Below are 21,236 nucleotides of genomic sequence, written 5' to 3'. Positions count from 1 at the left end.
AAATGTAGGACCAATGTTTAAATCTTTTTTTCCAAATCCAAAATGGTTTTTTGGATCATTCCTTATATGGTTCGTCATCAATATTGTCTTGTGGTATAGCGGTGGCAATCGTTGGGGTACGATGTTTGGTTTAGCTGCAAATTATCATCAAGCAGAGCTGCCTATTGGTATTAGCCGATTTTGGAGCCCCAAATTTTTATGGTTCTATACTTGGTTTTTTGTAGCAACGGCGCTTTTTGCAGCCTTTTGGAAGATTAAATCAGATAATCCTTGGCAACGATGGTCTGTGTGGGGAACCGCATTTATCCTGTTTAATGTTTGGTTTAGTGTGGAATGTAATGTCGTAATCAATGCTTGGTATAACCCATTCTATGATCTGATCCAGAAGATGCTTTCAGGTGGTGGGGGTGAAGTGGCGACGCTATATTCAGAGACGCTGACTTTTCTCTATGTGGCCATGGTATATGTCACACTGGCGGTATTGAACCTGTTTTTCGTTAGTCATTATGTTTTTCGTTGGCGTACCGCAATGAATGACTTTTATACTGCACATTGGGAAAAACTGAGAACCATCGAAGGTGCCTCACAGCGTATTCAAGAAGATACGATGCGTTTTGCGAGAACCACAGAGGGACTTGGGGTTAGCTTGGTTGAATCGGTGATGACCTTAATTGCATTTCTACCTGTGCTGTTAACTTTATCAACACATGTAAAGAAATTACCTGTCGTGGGGGAAATCACCTATGCATTAGTTTGGGCGGCAGTCCTTTGGGCAGTATTAGGGACGGTTATTTTAATGCTGGTGGGTTATAAACTACCGGGTTTGGAGTTTAATAATCAAAAAGTCGAAGCAGCATATCGTAAAGAATTAGTTTATGGTGAAGATCATGCAGATCGAGCAGACCCTCTCACATTAAAACAATTATTTGGTAAAGTCCGATTTAATTATTTTAGACTGTATTTTCACTATGCTTATTTCAACCTAGTTCGTATTTGGTATATGCAGCTTGATAATATTTATGGGTTCTTTGTATTGTTTCCAAGTATTGCAGCGGGAACAATCACGCTCGGTATATTAATGCAAATTTTAAATGTCTTTGGGCGTGTACGTGATTCTTTCCAATACCTGATTTCTTCGTGGACAACCATTATTGAATTGATTTCTATTTACAAACGTTTAAAAGCATTTGAAAAAACAATTAATAATTAATTTTTAATCATTAAAAATGACCTGTAATTAATTACAGGTTTTTTTTATGGTTTTAATTAATGAGAATTACAAATAAATAAAATCAATAAATTAAAGAGGTTAGATCTTATTTCATGATTTTATAAAAAAATGTAAATAAAAATACCTATTATGTAATTCTGGTAATTTTACGTATGTATATTGTATCCATATCGATGATTAATTTATAAAAATTACATTTTTGTTGAATTTTATCACATTTTATTTGCTTTTTTTTTTACATTTGAAATGCAAACAAAATCACATATTTTTGGTGTTGATGTGTATTTGTTTGCAAATTCATTCTTTCTGTTTGGCGTGAAGCATCTTAACAATGCGATAAAGAAAAAAACTTTAATATTTTTTTTAACTTTGCTGAACTGTTATATGTCCATTCACATGCCTTTTGATTAATAAGATAAAGCTTGTGGTTAAAAAAAATTTTTAAATCATAAATATATAAATAAACCAGAGGGTAATTGTCATGTTACAAGTCCAAGTTGTGTCAAAAGAACATCATTCTGTTTTAGAAAACATACAAACGAGTAATATTTTATTAAAGGAGGCTTCTGTTGTTGTTATACATACTTCAAAAGAAAATGTTTTAAGTATGGAGAGAAGTGGAAATACTTTAATTATAAAAATGAAAGACGGACAGCAACTAATAATTGAGAATTACTTTACAGATAATCCAAATGAAAACAATGTTGTACTAGAAGAAGATGATAAATTATATCTATTAGAAACAAATCCAAATGAAGCTGGATTATCTGAAATTAACTATAATCCGATCGATGAAATTAATCCTTTACTCTATTCAGATTCAACAGTTGGTTTATGGACGTGGTTATTTCCTTTAGTTACTGCTGGAGGCATTTTAGCTTGGGCAAATAATGATTCAGATAGTTCATCGGGTTCGGGCAACTCAAATCAAGCACTCGATGCGGCAGAAAAAGCGGTAAAAGCAGCAGAAGATGCAAATAAAGCCGCAAAAGATGCTTTGACCGATGCACAAGCGGATGGATTAATTACCCCTGAAGAAAAGACCAAGCTTGAGCAAGCACTTGCCGATGCCAAAGCTGCTGAAGATGCTGCTCAGAAAGCTGTTGACGCATTAAAAGACAGTACTGAAAAAGACGACTTACAAGATCGCCTCGATAACTTAACGGATATCGTCATTCCACCTGTTACTGATGCAGATGGTAATGGCATTAATGATACCGTTGATGCGCAAATTGCCGATGCAGAAGCGGCAGTGAAAGCGGCAGAAGATGCGTATCAAGCCGCAGAAAATGCATTAGAAGAAGCCAATGCAAACGGCTTAATTACCCCAACCGAAAAAGCAGAACTTGAAGAAGCACTCAAAGCGGCACAAGACGCCAAAGACGCAGCGCAAGATGCAGTGGATGCTTTACCGTCTGCACCAGCAGCCGTGCAAGATGCCAAAGATGGTTTGCAAGACCGTATTGATGCGTTGACGGATATCACCATTCCAGCAGTCAACGATGCCAATGAAAACGGAGTTGATGACAGCACAGAAAATCCAGTTGATTTAGCCACAGATCTTGTTGAAGCAGCAGAAGATGCGTATCAAGCAGCAGAAGATGCACTCACTGATGCGAATACAGATGGCTTAATCACACCTGAAGAAAAAGCTGCTTTAGAAGATGCCTTGAAAGATGCGCAAGATGCCAAAGAACTTGCACAAAATGCGGTAGATGCCTTACCAGCAGGAACAGATAAAGACGACTTACAAGATCGTCTCGATAACTTAACGGATATCGTGATTCCACCTGTGACCGATGCAGATGGTAATGGCATTGATGATGCGGTGGATGCGCAAATTACTGATACAGAAGCAGCAGTGAAAGCAGCGGAAGATGCGTACCAAGCAGCAGAAGATGCATTAGAAGAAGCCAATGCAAACGGCTTAATTACCCCAACCGAAAAAGCCGAACTTGAAGATGCACTCAAAGCGGCACAAGATGCCAAAGATGCAGCACAAGACGCGGTGAATGCCTTGCCATCAGCGCCTGCAGCAGTACAAGATGCCAAAGATGGTTTCCAAGACCGTATTGATGCGTTGACGGATATCACCATTCCAGCGGTGACAGATACCGATGGCAACGGTATTGATGATACAGTTGATGCACAAATTGCCGATGCCGAAGCGGCAGTAAAAGCCGCAGAAGATGCGTATCAAGCCGCAGAAGATGCCTTAGCGGATGCAGAATCAAATGGTTTAATCACCCCAACCGAAAAAGCGGAACTTGAAGAAGCACTCAAAGCGGCACAAGACGCCAAAGACGCAGCGCAAGATGCGGTCGATGCTTTACCGTCGGCACCTGCAGCCGTACAAGATGCCAAAGATGGCTTCCAAGACCGTATTGATGCGTTGACGGATATCACTATTCCAGCAGTCAACGATGCCAATGAAAACGGCGTAGATGACAGCACAGAAAATCAAGTTGATTTAGCCACAGATCTTGTTGAAGCGGCAGAAGATGCGTATCAAGCAGCAGAAGATGCACTCACTGATGCGAATACAGATGGCTTAATCACACCTGAAGAAAAAGCGGCCTTAGAAGATGCCTTAAAAGATGCGCAAGATGCTAAAGATGCAGCACAAAATGCAGTGGATGCCTTGCCAGCAGGAACAGATAAAGACGACTTACAAGATCGTCTCGATAACTTAACGGATATCGTGATTCCACCTGTGACCGATGCAGATGGTAATGGCATTGATGATGCGGTGGATGCGCAAATTGCTGATGCCGAAGCAGCAGTGAAAGCAGCGGAAGATGCGTACCAAGCAGCAGAAGATGCACTTTCAGAGGCTGAATCAAATGGCTTAATTACGCCAACCGAAAAAGCCGAACTTGAAGATGCACTCAAAGCGGCACAAGATGCCAAAGCTGCAGCACAAGACGCGGTTGATGCCTTGCCATCTGCACCTGCAGCTGTTCAAGATGCCAAAGATGGCTTCCAAGATCGCCTAGATAACTTAACGGATATCACCATTCCAGCGGTGACAGATACCGATGGCAACGGTATTGATGATGCAGTGGATGCACAAATTGCCGATGCCGAAGCGGCAGTAAAAGCCGCAGAAGATGCGTACCAAGCAGCAGAAGATGCACTTTCAGAGGCTGAATCAAACGGCTTAATCACCCCAACCGAAAAAGCTGAACTTGAAGAAGCCCTCAAAGCGGCACAAGACGCCAAAGACGCAGCGCAAGATGCGGTCGATGCTTTACCGTCGGCACCTGCAGCCGTGCAAGATGCCAAAGATGGCTTCCAAGACCGTATTGATGCGTTGACGGATATCATTATTCCAGCAGTCAACGATGCCAATGAAAACGGAGTTGATGACAGCACAGAAAATCCAGTTGATTTAGCCACAGATCTTGTTGAAGCAGCAGAAGATGCGTATCAAGAAGCAGAAGATGCACTCACTGATGCGAATACAGATGGCTTAATCACACCTGAAGAAAAAGCTGCTTTAGAAGATGCCTTAAAAAATGCGCAAGATGCTAAAGATGTAGCACAAAATGCAGTGGATGCCTTGCCAGACAGTACGGACAAAGATGCACTGCAAGATCGAATTGATGCGTTAACGGATATCGTGATTCCAGCGGTGACGGACAGCAACAACAACGGTGTTGACGATGCAACAGAAATTGCAGCGGTAGAAGACTTGGTAGCAGCGGCAGAGCAAGCGTATCAGGATGCGGCGGATGCCTTGACGGCAGCGCAAGCGGATAACTCAATCAGCCAAGCCGAAGTGGATGCTTTAACCCAAGATCTAGCGGATGCTCAAGCTGCGAAAGCTGCAGCGCAAGCAGCGGTAGATGGCATTGTTGCCGACTTCCCAACAGAAGCAGGCGCATTCCAAGACCGTATTGATGCGTTAACGGATATCGTGATTCCAGCGGTGACGGACAGCAACAACAACGGTGTTGACGATGCAACAGAAATTGCAGCGGTAGAAGACTTGGTAGCAGCGGCAGAGCAAGCGTATCAGGATGCGGCGGATGCCTTGACGGCAGCGCAAGCGGATAACTCAATCAGCCAAGCCGAAGTGGATGCTTTAACCCAAGATCTAGCGGATGCTCAAGCTGCGAAAGCTGCAGCGCAAGCAGCGGTAGATGGCATTGTTGCCGACTTCCCAACAGAAGCAGGCGCATTCCAAGACCGTATTGATGCGTTAACGGATATCGTGATTCCAGCGGTGACTCATAATATCACTGCAGATGACGATCAAAATTCAACAAACTATGAGTTAAGCACAACAGAGAGCAGAGCTGATATCGAAGGAAGTATTTTCACATTAGCGAATGCAGGTGTGCTTGGAGGTATAATTAGTCTTGATTTAAGCACTTCAACAAATCCAAAAATTACAGTTGCAAACAATGAAACACTTAATTTTACGTTGACGGCATCAGGATCAACAGGTCTAACAGCAGGAGCATTGGGGGCACTTGTTGATGCCCTTCTGGCTGGTGGAAGTGTTAACGGCACGATGGATCTCGTGATATTAAAAGACAATGGGGCGGGTAAGTATGAAGTTTATAATGTCCTTGAAAATGTGTACACATTAAATAACGCCTTACTTACATTTACTGCTAGTGGCAGTGCAGCTGTTACATTAAACGAGGCTGGTAATTATAGTTTTGTCCTTGCTCCAAATGGTTCTGAAACGAATAATCTTTTAACGCAACTATTATCGTTGAATGTACTTGGTTCATTGAACTTGGATGCAAATGGCACAGTTATCGCAACCATTAACAATACTGACCCAGTAACAGGCAATGTATTTGATAATGATGTGATTAACCCAGTTGGTCTTGATGTCAAAGTAACCACAGTTACACATGGTGCTGACAACCAAGGTGTAGTTGCTGGAACACCTACAGTAATTGAGGGGCAATATGGCACATTAACGATTAATTCGGATGGTACATATAGCTATCAAATGACTGCGGATGGAACAGCATTAGGTAAAGTGGATACATTTAGTTATACAATTGCGGATGGAGATGGACATAGTTCTGTAGCAAATATTTATATTCGTTTGGATTCGACTCTAGTGAATCTAGATTGGACTGGAAAAACTGGAGCACAAGAGGCAACGAAAGCTACAAATGTTCTGGTCGCAGATGTGGATGGGACAGCAGCAACACTCGCTAACCAATATAATGTAGCTGTAAATGGAAACGGTGATGCAGCTGGATCTGTCTTAACAACGGGTCAAACGACACTAGGCGTACAATCTATTCCTGATGATAGCGGCACATTCACAGTCGCTGCGGGTCAAACGGCATATATTGCGTTTACAACAGTTGTTCCAGCCAATGTAACGCAGGACTTTGGTACGTTTGTTACTAATAATCAAACCACTAACTACACAACTACGGTTACGTTATCTCAAAACGGTGTTTTAATTGGCGGTACTCTGGCGACTTGGACTAGCAATGCGGCTCAAAATGGTACCGTTCATTACTATAAAGTCACCAATACCGGAACATCTGATGCGACGTATTCATTAAAAGTTTCTGGCAGTGATGGTGTAACGCTTTATGACTTTAATAATACCTTGACGGCGCAGTTTGGTATAAATAACATCCAGCTTGATGTGAAAGCGCCAACTTATACTGCAGCTGCGGTGACAGGTAATGTCATTACTGGTACAGATAGTGCTGGTGAGGACACCTTGTATTCTTCTAGCTTCAAGCTCGGAGCTGTAGCGGGTACAACTGAACCAGCTGGCTATAATGTAGGAACTGGAACTGCAATTGTCGGAAGCTATGGCACACTGACAATCAATGCAGACGGTTCATATAGTTACCTTGCAAATGGTAAAGTTAGCGACCTAGGCAAAGTGGATGTCTTTACTTATAAAGTAGAGACTCTAGACGGTTCAAGTGCAAGTTCTACTCTAAGTATTACTCTTGGTAAAGAGTCTGTACTTATTGGAAATCCTACAGGTGGGACGGCTGGTGATGATGTTGCTGTATCGCAGGGTGGAGCAGAAACATTCACCTTAGGCACAGGTCAAGATACATTGATATTTAATGTATTGAATTCGACAGATGCTCTGGGTGGTAATGGCCACGATACTTGGAGTGATTTCAGTAAATCGCAAGGTGATGTCATTGATATTAGTTCATTACTCTCCGGCGCGACTGCAGCCAACATTGCTAGTTATGTGAGCGTTACAACTAGCAATGGCGTTTCGACTATTTCTATTGACCGCGATGGTGCTGGTACAACGTACAATAGTAAAGTTGATTTATTGACTATTAATGAAGCATCGACCCTTGAAGAGCTCATAAAAGGAAATCATCTCATTTATTAATTAATAAAATTAAGCTCTTAGTTAAAGAGCCTCCTCGGAGGCTCTTTTTTATGTTCTTCATAAACACCACTAGATCGAAATGAAATGTGAAATTCATCAAATTAAAATGAACAACATGTGTATAGATCTCAAACGTATGCGATTTTAGTGATTAAATTTATAAAAATAATAAATAAAATCAAGATTATAAAATTGTGAAAGGCACTAAATTACGCTATTTTTTAAGGGTGAAATTTTTGAGATTTTTGCTGTGAATTTAAAGGCAATTTTATGGGTGGGGAGTATTGGATTTGCATTACATGGTTGTACCACCATGCAGAGTTTAAACCCAAATTCATTTAATCATTATGCATCACCACAAGAAGTGATCAATCAAAAAGGGCTAAATAGCTCAAATGGCAAGGCGAAAGAATACGTCTATGATTGGGGACCACAAAAGAAAAATATGGAAGCAGAATCGCTCATACCCAAGCAAAATATGAGCAGTTACTGCCAAGCCAAAAATGGCAAATTTATTCAACTGAATAAAAGCAATTTGAACCAAGTCAAAAATGCATGGAGTCGTAAATTATTAGCGACCTATAGCAGTATAAAACAGAGCACAGGTGTGTTTCAGTGTAGTCAGGCAGATGGACAACGTTGGATGGTTGCTATTGAACCCGTTTCAGAGCGTAAATCGAATGACCGTTCTGAAACCCGCTTAGTGAGTTTGTATACAGCTATTATTGGACCTGAAGAACGTCGCAAAAACTATAATAAACAAGAAGAAACTGTAGTTAAAAAAGCCACACCAAGCAAAGCCAAAGCAACGACAACAAAAAACAATGCGAAAGATGAAGCAAAAAAAGAAGTAGAGACTAAAAAAGAAACTAAAGCCAAAGAGCCTGAAAATAAATCAACGGCGAAGCCAGTTGCAGAAACATCGCAGCAGATACAAATGCGCCTGTATGTGAATGCACGACGTGACTTAAATGCGGGTAAAAACCAAGTTACCGCTTGTAATAATGCACAGCGCGCTTATAGCTATGGCAAATTAAATGGTGCAAATGCCAATAGAGCCTATGCTGAATCAGGCATGCTCGTTGCAAAATGCTTAACGTCAGTGCCTGCTTATAGCAAAAGTTACCCAAACGCCAATGCAAGAGCAAAAGGCATCCTACAAAACTTAGCGACTAACTATAACCATGCAGGGGCAAAAAATATGTTGAATCGTATGAAATAAACCTCAACAGGATAAAAGCCATTTGGGGAAATAAGCTTTTATCCTGATCCAATGATGTATTCAGATAAAGTTTTAAAAATAATAAGGAAAAACCATGAGTTCAGTAAATGAAACTTATTTTAATGCACCATTATTTGATCGGGAATTGGCTGAAATTACAGTCAATATCGAGCAAACACCCTTCTTTTTGAATGATCGTGGGCATCCAACATATTTAGCATCACTTGGGTCAGGGATTCATTTAATTACCGAGTCGGCCACCAATGCGAAAATGACGATGGGAAATGGCTACGAGGTTCCTTCTGAAATTTCGACTAAAATTACCAATTGGGGGGAGCAAACGGAGCTTGATTTTGAAGGGCAACACTTCGAGTTTATGCCATTGGTGGCAACCAAAGAAACCGCGGCAGCTTTTGGTATCACCCTAGTCCATGCAGGTGAAGCGATTCAGATTCATTCAAATCAAAAACTACTGTCAGAAATTCATTATGAATACGGCATGATGGCAGGGCATTATTTGCCTTATGAAAATGCAACATCAAATTTAAATGGCTGTAAAACTTTAACGCCATTTGTCATTACTGATTTAGAACATCATGACTTTCCACATATTTTTAGCGCGACCGATCAGGATCAATTGCCTCTAGTCATCTCAGTGGGACGTTATTTTCCAAATCTAGGTAAGATTTACTTGGCAGATTTATGGGTCAATCCGGGAGATGCTTTATACATTCCTGCAAAACCAAAATATTCGAATCCCGAGTTTATTGACCTACATAATAACCGTAATGCAGCACTAGCCTGTTGGCGAGGTGACAGTAATAAATCGACATTGACCACCCATAGTTTGCTCGATACCCATGGACATTTTTACTGGTATTGGAATAGAAGGCCAACGATTCATCCTCTCATCTATGCACCGACTAGCAAAAATGAATAGTTGAGTTACATAGACCAAACAGCAAATACAGAACTTCATGATACAAAGGTGACTCAAGTTTTAGGAGTTTGGTCTATGGCTTACGGTTTTTCTAAAAAATTACATCTACGTTTTTCACGACCAGCAGGTTTGGCTTTATTGACGCTCATGATGCTCGGGACGACTCAGGTGAGTTTGGCGAGTCCGACGGTGGATCAGCTTAGTCAATGTTTAGTGAAATCGACCACTGCGGCGGATAAAACGGCAGTTCTACAATGGACCTTTTCTGCCTTGGCAGCGCATCCAGATTTAAAACAATACAGTAATGTCAGCGATGCGCAAAAAACGCAACTCGATAAAAATCTGGCTCAAGTGATGCAGCGAATCTTGGTTGAACAATGTTCTACACAAACGCAGGCTGTAATTAAAGCCGACGGTCTACAGGCTGTAGGCGAAAGTTTTCAAGAGCTTGGTAGTATTACTGGGGATGAAATATTAAAGACGCCTGAAATTAAACAACAATTACAAGGCGTACTGCGTTATGTCGATTTGAATAAATTGGTGGCCAAATTTTTAACCCCAGAAATTTGGAATAAACTGGGGATTACTCGATAAGATTTTTAAATTTGAAATACACATTTTAAAGTTAAATAACGATGTAAATGAGCCTGTTTTAGCGCTCATTTACATTTTGGAACAGCTAATTATTATTAAAAAATCAGCGCACTTTTACCTTTGGTATGACCTTCTAAAATATCGCCATAGGCTTGCTGTGCATCCTTAAATGCATATTCACGGCTGACTGTCCACGTAAAACTGCCGTCAGCAATGCCATTAACGACATGCTGTAGGTTTTTTGGGTTACGTTTAACCCATACTGGCTGAATTTTATTGGAAGATAATTTTCTGCCAGCAATACTTCCCATAAATCCGCCAACTTTGACTACAGCAAGAGAGGTTTGAGTCGCTTCTTCCGAGCCAATCATATCGATTGAAACATCAAAAGGTGTTGGATGTACTGCTTTTAGACGTTCAACTAAACCTTCTCCATAGGTGACAGCTATAGCGCCTAATTTGCGAATATAGTCTTGATTGGCAGCCGAGGCCGTTGCTACAACCTCAATGCCTTTTTCTACTGCAAGCTGTACGACAATCGAACCGACACCGCCTGAACCACCATGTACTAGTAAGGACTGAGCAGGGCCCATTTCATCTAAAATGGTCATGGCTGTTTGTGCTGCGCCTGCAATTGTTCCCGCAATAGACCAATCAATATTTTTTGGTTTACGGATTAAATTTGATAGTGGTACATCAATCACGGTGGCATGGGTAAAAGCACCGCCTGAACCCAGCACTTCGTCGCCTACAGCCCATTCATATTGTGAGCCGTCTACTTCTGCAATGATGCCTGCATATTCTGTACCAAAGGTTTGCGGTAGGGCTGCATGTTTAAATTCACCTGTCATGCGGCGGGCATCAATTGGGTTGATACCAGAGGCTTTGACGTGAATACGTGCCATGCCAGAAGCTAATGGTGGTAGTTCGTATTGTGCAAATTCGAGGACTTCGGGTTGGCCGTATTGATGTGCTGCTAAGATGGTTGATTTCATTTTCTTGTGCCTATTTCATTCAGTTTTTTAAATCATGTTTGAATTATAGGTAGGCGATGTTTATGGATTACAGACCGAAATTTGCATTAGATTTTTCTAAAAATAGAACAGTGAAATGCTTTAGATTGTACCGATACATATATCTACAGTAAAAAAATTAATTAAATTGTTTTAAATTTAGATTAATTTTTAATAAAATCAGTCAAATTTTAAACTGGAAGCAGTGGATAATGAAAAAAATATGTATTGTGCTTTTAGTTGCAACAGCACTTACCGGTTGTACAGCAAATGTTGTAAATCAATCAAAAAAATTAATTGGTCATAAGTTATATCAAGATTCTACAGAAGCTTTGACTAGTAGTATTCGGATTGAGCAAGGCCAAAATTTCAGTGTGCGATTATTTCCAAATGGATGTATGACGTCAATGCAGCCTAAGTTTCTCATGTCGCCTGAAGTGGAAAGTGTTAATGGTTTAGGTAGCAATATTCGTTATAAAGTTAAAACATTAAATATGCCATACCCACCTCAAAATATTCAGTTTGCAGAATTTAAATTACCTGCGGAACGTTTTATAGCTTTAAGTGCTTATAAGAGCTGGCATACAGGTGCGGAAATGCGTGGTTGTAGTGTAAATGCTGTTTATAAATTTGCTTCAAATAATAATTATGAATTGTTGGACCAAAAGGGTGGGAATCAATGTTCCCTAGAAGTTCAAGAAATTTTGCCTTCTGGTGAACGAGTTGAAATGAAACCATTAAAGTATTTGCGTAATGTAAATGAGTGGGCGGGGTGTGAAGCTCAGTTGGAAGGGCTTTAAGGTTTATTCTTTATAAAAACTTTATTAATTTTGTCCCAGATGTCTTTATCAAACCTCTCCCTAACCCTCTCCTAAAAGGAGAGGGAACAACGCGTATTGAATTGATGTTGTGACGCGCCCTCTCCCTATGGGAGGGAGAGGGCTGGGGTGAGGGTAATTAGAAGTCACGCATAAAAAATGATTTTAAAGGTTGAACGCGCTCAAATTCTATTAGCTTTCCAAAGCTATCTAAGTATGAAAAGAAAAGTAGTCCTTTTAGTTTTAGTCAAATATTCTGAAAATAGCTAAAAATATACTTTTTATGATAAACCAAATCCCACGCAGGATTAAGTTGAATAAAATTTCAAAGGTTATTTCGACAAGAAATTTGAAGAAATTTTTAACGTTTTTCTTTAAGAATAATAGAAATTGGTTAAATTTATTGAAGATATAACGAATGGGCGAAAACAATCGATACAGAAATTTTACACTCCAAACTTTTTTTAGTTGAGATAATTTAGGTATTAGTTCTCTGTCAGTATTTACAGAGCCATACATCCAAAGAACGAAACAGATGCCTAGTATCGAAAGTAAAATTTGTAGTAGTGACATTTGTTATTCTTTTTTGATAAAGGTTTAATTAGATATTCTCGCTAAGTTTACACATAAAATTCTAATGATCTATTTGAATTTGTTATTATTTTAATTAAAGATTTTAAATCTTACTTACAATAATAGCTTTCTAAAACCTCTCCCTTACACAGCAGTGCTTTTCATCTCTTGAGAAGAGAGGGAACTTTACGGACCTAAAGAATCACATGATACTATCTCTTCCACTGGGGTGAGCAACACTGTTGCGTAAGGTGGGATAAATCACAGCAGATCAGGATAAAACTTTTCAAATACTGGATTCACCGTTTCGCTCCTCAATAAATAGCCTTTAGGCTGAATATAGCTATAAATTTCGCGTGCAGGTTGTTCATGCCAACCAATATTAAAAGCACACAGTTTTGGGAAAAATTGTAGGTGGCTATAGTTCAGATTGTTATGAATCCAATAGGCAAGTTGTTGCCAGTTGGATTGGTCTTTTTCATACAGTTCTAGAAATGAAGGAATGACTATACACGCTGTTGCGCCGTAACCTTTTTCGTCGGGATAGTCCCAAATATGGCTGGCAAAGTTTTTTTCATTGCTAGCACAGTTATGTCCTTTTTCGTTGCCAAGTTGATTCACTTGTGGCGAACGATAAGCGGATCGAATGGTGATGCGTCCAAATTTGTCTTGGAGAGGTTCAAGTAGTTCTTCGCAGAGTCGTGTGCCTGTACGAATCGCAATTTCGGGATGGTCTGGAAAGTTGGGGACACCGTACCAGTTGGTGATTTCGCTACACATGAAGTCGCGCATAAAGAAGGACTTTGAAAGTTGAACACGTCCTAAGTCTTCGAGTTTGGTGAGGGAGGATACTTTTTTTGATACTTATGTTGTTTTAGATATGAAGTGTTTGGATTGATTCTATAAATAAAGTTATGAAAATAAATTAATAATTCTTTCTTAAAAGGAGAGAGAACATTTAATCTATTTTTAGAATTTGAAGTTGTATTTTGCTAACGAATTCGCTGATATTTGTAATAAGGGTATCGATATCTTCTTTTGAGATTCGTATTTTCTTCTGTTCTTTAGTATACCCAGCTCTATGAGCACAATCATGTCTTTTCTCAACGGCTGGCACTAGCCAAGTAGTTTTGGGAATATCACAGTTTAATGTTGTCTTAAATATAGGAATAACAGTTTGAACATTATGGAATGATTTTGTTTTAAGAGAGTCTTCTACTTTTTTTCTAAGAGTATCTTTCCAATTATTTAATTCTTGAATTTTGAATGTTAAATCTTTGGTTGAGCCATCGTTTAAAGCTTGCTTGAGGATAAAGCTATCTGATGAAAGTACAGTTGTAATGAACGTTGTTTCAAGATAATTCTCTAATGTAGCAATAAGAAAACCATGTAGCATTATATTAATATCTTCTTCTAAATCAGCAGGATATTTATGGTTAAGAATTTGCTTAGCTTTCAATATATTTTTTTCAAAAATATCTATAGATTTGGTTTTTTCATATAACCATTGAAACTCTTGTTGAGTAGTAAAACACATCGTCCTTTTAAAGGATTTAATAAAAAAGTTTTCAGTTAGAATCTGATGCTGTAAGTTATTTTTAACAATATCTCTAATTTTTTCGTAAAAGGAACTAAGTAAAGTTAAGTCCTCCGAGAAATAATTTTCTAGATCGAAATAAAAGTGTTCGTATTCTGGCAAAGAAAATAAATTATTTGGTAGTGTGTTTAGAAAGCGTTGTGGGATAGGTAAATCAAAATAGTATTTAAAATATTCTGTTTCAAAAATACTATTTGTTGGTGATTGCGCAAGTTGACCAATTTTAATTATACCAAAACTTTTCTTTATACAAGGGTTCTTAGAATAGTCACAAATATGGATATTAAACGTTGTTTTGTATCCAAAATCATCCCAATTAGAGGGAGAGAGTAAAATGAGATAACCTGAAAAGTTTTCTAATAGCGGGGGTGCACTAGTTTTATTAAAGTAAATTTTAATTTCCATACTTTCTCCCATAAAAAAACCCCGCATTAAGCGAGGTTTTTATAACATGAAATCAAATAATTAGCGAATAGATCAACCAATCAATTTCTTCATCAATTCATTCACTTGAGCAGGGTTGGCTTTACCACGTGACGCTTTCATCACTTGACCAACCAGACCGTTGAAAGCTTTCTCTTTACCAGATTTATACTCTTCAACCATCTTCTCGTTGGCAGCAAGAACTTCCTTAATAATCGCTTCAATCGCGCCTGTATCAGTTTCCTGTTTCAAGCCTTTTTCCGCAATAATCTCGTCCGCAGTTTTGCCTTCTTCCCACATAAAGCCGAACACTTGTTTCGCGATCTTACCGCTGATGGTATTGTCCACAATACGTGCGATCATGCCACCCAGTTTCTCAGCAGATACAGGAGAGTCAGTAAGGTCTAGGCCTGCTTTGTTCAAGGCACCTGAGAATTCACCCATTACCCAGTTTGCAGCAATCTTACCTTGCGCAGCACCGCCAGCAGCCTTAACGACTTCTTCGTAAAATTCTGACATTTCACGAGTCAGTGTCAGTACGTGAGCATCATACTCAGTCACACCGAAGTCAGCCACGAAACGCGCACGACGAGCAGCAGGAAGCTCAGGCATTTGCGCTTTAATCGCTTCGATTTGCGCATCTGGAATCACCACAGGCAACAAGTCTGGATCAGGGAAGTAGCGGTAATCATTCGCTTCTTCTTTAGAACGCATTGAACGGGTTTCCATCTTCACAGGGTCGAACAGACGAGTTTCTTGGTCGATAGTGCCGTCCCATTCTAGGATTTCCATTTGACGTTCAATTTCTACGTTAATCGCTTGTTCAATGAAGCGGAATGAGTTGAGGTTTTTCAACTCGCAGCGTGTACCAAACGGTTGACCCGGACGACGTAAAGACACGTTACAGTCTGCACGGAACGAACCTTCTGCCATGTTGCCGTCAGAAATACCTAACCAACGTACAAGGGTGTGAATCGCTTTAATGTAGGCAACTGCTTCTTCAACCGAACGCATATCAGGTTCAGAGACAATCTCAAGTAAAGGTGTGCCTGCACGGTTTAAATCGATACCAGATTGACCTTCAAATTGGTCATGGATCGATTTACCTGCATCTTCCTCAAGGTGAGCACGGGTTACGCCAATGCGCTTAACCGTACCATCTTCAAGTTGAATGTCGATATGACCCAAGCCCACAATCGGGTTGTCCATTTGGCTAATTTGGTAGCCTTTTGGAGAGTCAGGGTAGAAATAGTTTTTACGTGCAAATACAGAAGCTTGGTCGATGTAAGCATCGATACCCAAACCAAAGCGAATTGCAAGATCAACCACTTCTTTGTTGAGTACAGGCAATACGCCCGGCATTGCAAGGTCAACTAGGCTCGCTTGTGTATTTGGGTCTTGACCAAATGTGGTAGATGAGCCTGAGAAAATTTTGGTATTGGTTGCAAGCTGAGTGTGAATCTCGATACCAATAACAACTTCCCAACCATCAATCAGGTTAGATTTTGGTTTAGCAGCGTTTTTAGACATTATGCATTCTCCTCAGCAATCGCAGCGCGTTGTGTATGCCAATCCGTTGCTTGTTGGTACTGATGCACCACAGACAACAATTGAGATTCTGACCAGTAGTTACCAATCAGCTGTAAGCCAACAGGCAAGTTGTCTTTGTCAAAACCAACAGGCGCGTTAATCGCAGGCAGACCTGCCAAGTTCACCGCGATGGTGTAAATGTCACCCAAGTACATTTCTACAGGAGATAAGTTTGCACCAATCTTGTACGCAGTCGTTGGTGCAGCAGGAGCAGCAATCACGTCTACAGATTCAAATGCTTTTAAGAAATCTTGTTGAATTAAACGACGTACTTTTTGTGCTTTCACATAATAAGCATCGTAGTAACCCGCAGAAAGTGCGTAGGTACCAATCAAGATACGTTGCTGAACTTCCTTACCAAAACCTTCAGAACGTGAACGTTTGTACAAGTCCATCAAATCCACAGGGTTTTCTGCACGGTAGCCATAACGCACGCCGTCATAACGAGAAAGGTTAGACGATGCTTCAGCAGGTGCGATCAAGTAATACGTTGGTACGTAGCTTTCAGTCATGTTCAGGTCAATCTCAACCAAGATTGCGCCCATTTCTTCTAACTTTTTCAACGATTCTTCAACACGTGCTTTCACGTCAGCATCTAAGCCGGCAACGTTAAAGTATTGTTTAGGAATACCAATGCGTAAGCCTTTAACCGCTGTACCGTTCAGGTTCGCCACGTAGTTATCGACGTCTTTTTCAACCGAAGTTGAATCTTTCGCATCATGACCTGCCATCACGTTCATAAGGTAAGCACAGTCTTCAGCCGAACGCGCCATTGGGCCGCCTTGGTCTAAAGATGATGCATACGCGATCATACCGAAGCGTGATACACGACCGTAAGTTGGTTTAAGACCCGTCAAACCACAGAAAGATGCAGGTTGACGGATTGAACCGCCTGTATCTGTACCTGTTGCGAAAGGAGCAAGATCAGCCGCTACCGCAGCAGCAGAACCGCCTGAAGAACCACCCGGAACATGGTTTAAGTTCCAAGGGTTTGCTGTTGCGCCATAAAATGAATTTTCAGAGGTCGAACCCATGGCGAATTCATCCATGTTCACTTTACCTAAAGTGACAAGGCCCGCAGCTTTACCTTTCGCTACAACGGTCGCGTCGTAAGGAGAGATAAAATTGTCCAGCATTTTAGAACCAGCAGTGGTTTTAATGCCTTGGGTACAGAAAATATCTTTATGTGCAATTGGTACACCAGTCAACGCAGTTGCATTGCCTGATTTAATTGCAGCATCAGCCGCATCTGCTTGCGCAAGTGCTTGTTCAGCTGTCACGGTCACGTATGACTTGACTTGAGCATCGATTTTTTCAATGCGTTTTAAATAGTGTTCAGTCAATTCGCGTGAAGAAAATTTAGCGCCAGCCAAACCTTCAGACAATTCACGAATTGATAAGCGATGTAAATCTGTCATGAGAAATATTTCTTTACGTTTAATTTGAAAAAATGTTGATCTGAATAAAAATTATTCAATCACACGCGGAACAAGGTACAAGCCATCCTGTACTGCAGGAGCAACTGCTTGATATGCTTCGCGATGATTGGTCTCAGATACCACGTCTTCACGTAAGGGCTGCGGATTGTCGAATGGACTTTTTAGTGGTTCAACACCGTCAGTATCGATGCCTTTCAGGGTTTCCATCATGCCTAAAATTTTATTTAAACTTTGAGCATAGTCAGCAGATTGCGCTTCATCTAGCGACAATCGAGCCAGATGGGCAATCGCTGAAACTGTTTGTGCATTTAGATCTGCAGAATGCTGTGCATCCGATGTAGACATAACATTACCTAATCAGTATTAAAAAAATTCAAAATATCGTGGCTTATAATAAGCGATTGACTTGTTCAAATCATCACATTTAGTTAAAGTTGCCACCTTGCGTCCATATAAAAGTTTAACTGAGAACGTCCCCGTGATTCTAAAACGACTAATTGGCTTGTTTTCGCCGGATCTTGCCATTGATTTAGGCACTGCAAATACACTTATCTATGCGCCAGGACGAGGCATTATATTAAATGAACCGACGGTGGTGGCAATTCGCCACAGTGGTTCACAAAAAATCGTTGCCGCAGTAGGTCTTGACGCGAAGCAAATGCTAGGTCGTACACCTGCAAATATTTCTGCGATTCGCCCAATGAAAGATGGTGTGATTGCAGATTTTGAAGTCACTGAAACGATGTTGAATCAATTCATTGGCAAAGTGCACGAAAAACGTTTGTTCCCACCTGCACCGCGTGTCGTGGTGTGTGTGCCATGTAAATCGACGTTGGTGGAACGCCGTGCAATCCGTGAAGCTGTATACAATGCAGGTGCACGTGAAGTTCGCTTAATTGAAGAGCCAATGGCTGCTGCAATTGGTGCAGGTATGCCTGTTGAGCAAGCTTGTGGTTCGATGGTTGTCGATGTTGGTGGTGGTACAACTGAAATCGCGATCATTTCACTTCAAGGTTGTGTCTATGCAGACTCACTACGTATCGGTGGTGATGTATTTGATGAACAAATCATTAACTACGTGCGTAAAGCACATGGTTGTGTGATTGGTGAAACCACTGCAGAAAACATCAAAAAAGAAGTTGGTATGGCGCTTCCAGAAGAAGGTGCAAAACCTTTGGAAATCGAAGTCCGTGGTCGTAACTTGGCTGAAGGTGTACCTCGTGCGATTACCGTAACTTCTGACGAAGTGACTCAAGCGATTTCTGATCCACTACAAAACATTGTGTCTGCGGTTAAATCTGCACTAGAGCAAACGCCACCTGAGTTGTCTTCAGACATCGCAGAACGCGGTATTGTGTTGACTGGTGGCGGTGCATTACTTCGCAATCTTGATAAGCTTCTTGCAAAAGAAACGGGTCTTCCTGTCGTGGTTGCAGAAGATCCACTATCATGTGTTACACGTGGTGGCGGTAAGGTTCTCGAATTCTTCGATAACCCTAATCATGACATGTTATTTGTAGGCTAAGAAAAGGACTCGGCGGGTGCAAACGCAACTGTTTTCAAGACAACCGCCATCTTTTCGCTCATTTATCATTGCGGTGATTACATGCTTGGTGGTGCTTTTCTTTGATTGGCGCATGCCACATGTAATTCAACCGGCCAGAGACGTCTTGTATGCGGCATATAATCCAATTTATGCACTAGCAAGCTATCCAGTGTTATCGCGAGAATGGCTGAATCAACAAACCAAGTCTGAAGCTCAATTACGTCGTGAAAATACCGCGATGCAAGCAGAGTTAATTCAGGCTCAAGTCCGTTTACAGAAACTTTCTGAACTTTCTGCTGAAAATACTCGACTGCGTGGACTACTCGATACACCACTCATCATTGATGGTCGTATGGAGATTGCCGAAGTCATTGGTACTGATGCTGATCCCTTACGTCATATTATTGTGATTAACCGTGGAGCCAGCAGTCAGCTTAAAGTGGGACAAACTGTACTTGATGACAAGGGTATTATGGGGCAAATTATCAATGTTTACCCGCATAGTAGCCGTGTCATGTTGCTCTCAGACAAAGAGCACTCTTTATCCGTGCGTATGGAGCATACCGGTATGCGCGCAATCGTTACGGGTACAGGTGACTTAGGTCGACTTAAGATGGAATATGTTCCAACCAGTGCGAATATCAAAGTCGGTGAAAAAGTCTATAGCTCAGGGCTAGGAGCACATTTCCCAGCAGGTTATTTGGTAGGTACAGTGTCGAAAGTCAGTCGTCACAATAGCGGTGAATTTGCCCAAATTGATATCAATCCTGCTGCCCAATTGGCAGGTGGTCATCATGTGGTTGTGCTATTTTCCGATTCTTTAGCGATGGAGCAACCGCATGTCACTCGCTAAGCTTAGTCGTCATACAGAGCGCGACCCATTATTTCCGATTATTTTTTCCATCATTTTGGCATCCGTGCTGATGGTGTATCCGCTTTCTTATGACTTATCGGGTTGGCGCCCATTATTCATGATGATGATCATGCTATTTTGGGTACTTTGTCAGCCGACATGGTGCGGTGTTTGGTTTGCATTTGCCACAGGTCTCTTTACCGACTTATTGACTGATGCGCCTTTTGGCATGAACGCACTGAGTTTTGTGGTCATTGCATTTGTGACACGCTTTTTAACCCGTGAACGTCGTATCCTCACATTTGGTAATTTATGGATTATTGCTGCAATGGCAATTTTCGCGCATTTACTGTTTGTGTGGATTGTTCAAGTGATGGGTGGGGCACAGTTTTCATTTGCTCGCCATTGGCAGCCAATTGTTACTAGCTTACTCATTTGGCCAATCATGTATTACTTCCTGAGAAAATGGCGCATATAATTTTAGCTTCGAGTTCTCCTCGACGACGCGAACTACTGCAACAATTAGGTCTGGAATTTGAAATTTTCAGTCCAGATATTGATGAGTCAGTGTTGGAAGGAGAACCTGTAGCGGATTATGTAGAGCGTTTAGCACGTACCAAAGCTTGCGCAGTACAACAACAATTCCCTAATGCTATCGTTATTGCCGCCGATACCAGTTTAGGCGTAGATGAGCACATTTTAGGAAAACCAGCGTCGAAAGCACATGCTTTTTCTATGTGGGAAATGATCTCTGGACGAAAACATGATGTGTTTTCAGGTGTTTGTGTCAGTACAAAAGATCAAATATACAGTATAGTAGTGCGTACACAGGTTGAATTTCAAACGCTGAGTCTAGCTGACATGGAAAGCTACTGGGCAACAGGTGAACCAATGGGCAAGGCGGGAGCCTACGCCATTCAAGGAATTGCTGCGCGCTATATTCCTTGTATTGAAGGGAGCTACAGCAATGTCGTTGGGCTGCCTTTGCATGAAACCGTACAGTTATTACAGACAGTTAAGGCATTAAATTAACTGCTGCAAC

16 protein-coding genes are annotated in these 21,236 nt (G+C 40.9%); 10 read left to right on the top strand and 6 right to left on the bottom strand.

Features of this window, described 5'->3' with window-relative positions:
* The first annotated feature begins 13 nt into the window (after positions 1-13).
* The 5 genes from sbmA (at position 14) to FTU22_RS00530 (ending at position 10,342) form a co-directional block, all read left to right on the top strand.
* Entirely contained in the window at positions 14-1,210 is a 1,197-nt protein-coding gene (gene sbmA / locus FTU22_RS00555; protein ID WP_180092299.1) for a peptide antibiotic transporter SbmA, read from the top strand.
* Positions 1,211-1,712: 502 nt separating this feature from the next.
* Positions 1,713-7,586 (top strand): BapA/Bap/LapF family large adhesin, encoded by a 5,874-nt coding sequence (locus tag FTU22_RS00545; protein WP_257225858.1) that lies wholly within the window; start codon positions 1,713-1,715, stop codon positions 7,584-7,586.
* 250 nt (positions 7,587-7,836) lie between these two features.
* A complete protein-coding gene (locus FTU22_RS00540) occupies positions 7,837-8,808 on the top strand; it encodes a hypothetical protein (RefSeq protein ID WP_180092296.1) in 972 nt (323 codons plus the stop codon).
* 94 nt (positions 8,809-8,902) lie between these two features.
* Positions 8,903-9,748 (top strand): hypothetical protein, encoded by an 846-nt coding sequence (locus tag FTU22_RS00535; protein WP_180092293.1) that lies wholly within the window; start codon positions 8,903-8,905, stop codon positions 9,746-9,748.
* 147 nt (positions 9,749-9,895) lie between these two features.
* Positions 9,896-10,342 (top strand): hypothetical protein, encoded by a 447-nt coding sequence (locus FTU22_RS00530; RefSeq protein WP_180092575.1) that lies wholly within the window; start codon positions 9,896-9,898, stop codon positions 10,340-10,342.
* A 95-nt stretch (positions 10,343-10,437) separates the two neighbouring features.
* On the opposite strand, the gene FTU22_RS00525 is transcribed toward FTU22_RS00530, so the two are convergent.
* Positions 10,438-11,337, bottom strand: a complete 900-nt coding sequence (locus FTU22_RS00525; protein ID WP_180092290.1) for an NADP-dependent oxidoreductase — start codon at positions 11,335-11,337, stop codon at positions 10,438-10,440.
* A gap of 230 nt (positions 11,338-11,567) precedes the next feature.
* Here FTU22_RS00525 and FTU22_RS00520 point away from each other — a divergent pair, with 230 nt between their 5' ends.
* Complete coding sequence (locus tag FTU22_RS00520) at positions 11,568-12,155, top strand: hypothetical protein (RefSeq protein WP_180092287.1); 588 nt, start codon at positions 11,568-11,570, stop codon at positions 12,153-12,155.
* Positions 12,156-13,007: 852 nt separating this feature from the next.
* Here the strand turns inward: FTU22_RS00520 and FTU22_RS00515 are convergent.
* The 5 genes from FTU22_RS00515 to gatC all read right to left on the bottom strand — a co-directional run bounded on the left by FTU22_RS00515 (position 13,008) and on the right by gatC (position 18,140).
* A complete protein-coding gene (locus tag FTU22_RS00515; protein WP_257225857.1) occupies positions 13,008-13,526 on the bottom strand; it encodes a hypothetical protein in 519 nt (172 codons plus the stop codon).
* A gap of 178 nt (positions 13,527-13,704) precedes the next feature.
* Entirely contained in the window at positions 13,705-14,748 is a 1,044-nt protein-coding gene (locus tag FTU22_RS00510; protein ID WP_180092285.1) for a hypothetical protein, read from the bottom strand.
* A 72-nt stretch (positions 14,749-14,820) separates the two neighbouring features.
* Positions 14,821-16,296 (bottom strand): Asp-tRNA(Asn)/Glu-tRNA(Gln) amidotransferase subunit GatB, encoded by a 1,476-nt coding sequence (gene gatB, locus FTU22_RS00505; protein WP_180092282.1) that lies wholly within the window; start codon positions 16,294-16,296, stop codon positions 14,821-14,823.
* Positions 16,296-17,774, bottom strand: a complete 1,479-nt coding sequence (gene gatA, locus FTU22_RS00500) for an Asp-tRNA(Asn)/Glu-tRNA(Gln) amidotransferase subunit GatA (RefSeq protein ID WP_180092279.1) — start codon at positions 17,772-17,774, stop codon at positions 16,296-16,298. The genes gatB and gatA overlap by 1 nt, the downstream gene beginning before the upstream one ends.
* A 51-nt stretch (positions 17,775-17,825) precedes the next feature.
* Positions 17,826-18,140 carry an Asp-tRNA(Asn)/Glu-tRNA(Gln) amidotransferase subunit GatC gene (gene gatC, locus FTU22_RS00495; RefSeq protein ID WP_078189985.1) on the bottom strand — a complete coding sequence of 105 codons (315 nt, stop codon included), beginning with the start codon at positions 18,138-18,140 and terminating at the stop codon, positions 17,826-17,828.
* 133 nt (positions 18,141-18,273) lie between these two features.
* Here gatC and FTU22_RS00490 point away from each other — a divergent pair, with 133 nt between their 5' ends.
* Genes FTU22_RS00490 through FTU22_RS00475 form a run of 4 tightly spaced genes read left to right on the top strand, consistent with a single transcriptional unit; the run spans position 18,274 to position 21,226 of the window.
* Positions 18,274-19,320 (top strand): rod shape-determining protein, encoded by a 1,047-nt coding sequence (locus tag FTU22_RS00490; RefSeq protein WP_078193300.1) that lies wholly within the window; start codon positions 18,274-18,276, stop codon positions 19,318-19,320.
* 16 nt (positions 19,321-19,336) lie between these two features.
* Positions 19,337-20,194, top strand: coding sequence for a rod shape-determining protein MreC (mreC, locus tag FTU22_RS00485; RefSeq protein WP_078189984.1), 858 nt, complete (start codon positions 19,337-19,339; stop codon positions 20,192-20,194).
* Positions 20,181-20,672 (top strand): rod shape-determining protein MreD, encoded by a 492-nt coding sequence (mreD, locus tag FTU22_RS00480; protein WP_168379038.1) that lies wholly within the window; start codon positions 20,181-20,183, stop codon positions 20,670-20,672. Before mreC ends, mreD begins: the two co-directional genes overlap by 14 nt.
* A complete protein-coding gene (locus FTU22_RS00475) occupies positions 20,660-21,226 on the top strand; it encodes a Maf-like protein (RefSeq protein ID WP_180092276.1) in 567 nt (188 codons plus the stop codon). The genes mreD and FTU22_RS00475 overlap by 13 nt, the downstream gene beginning before the upstream one ends.
* Positions 21,227-21,236 lie beyond the last annotated feature (10 nt).

The organism is Acinetobacter sp. YH12076 (genome assembly GCF_013419525.1).
In the GTDB taxonomy this organism is placed as follows: domain Bacteria; phylum Pseudomonadota; class Gammaproteobacteria; order Pseudomonadales; family Moraxellaceae; genus Acinetobacter; species Acinetobacter amyesii.
This window is presented reverse-complemented; position numbering and strand designations above follow the sequence as displayed.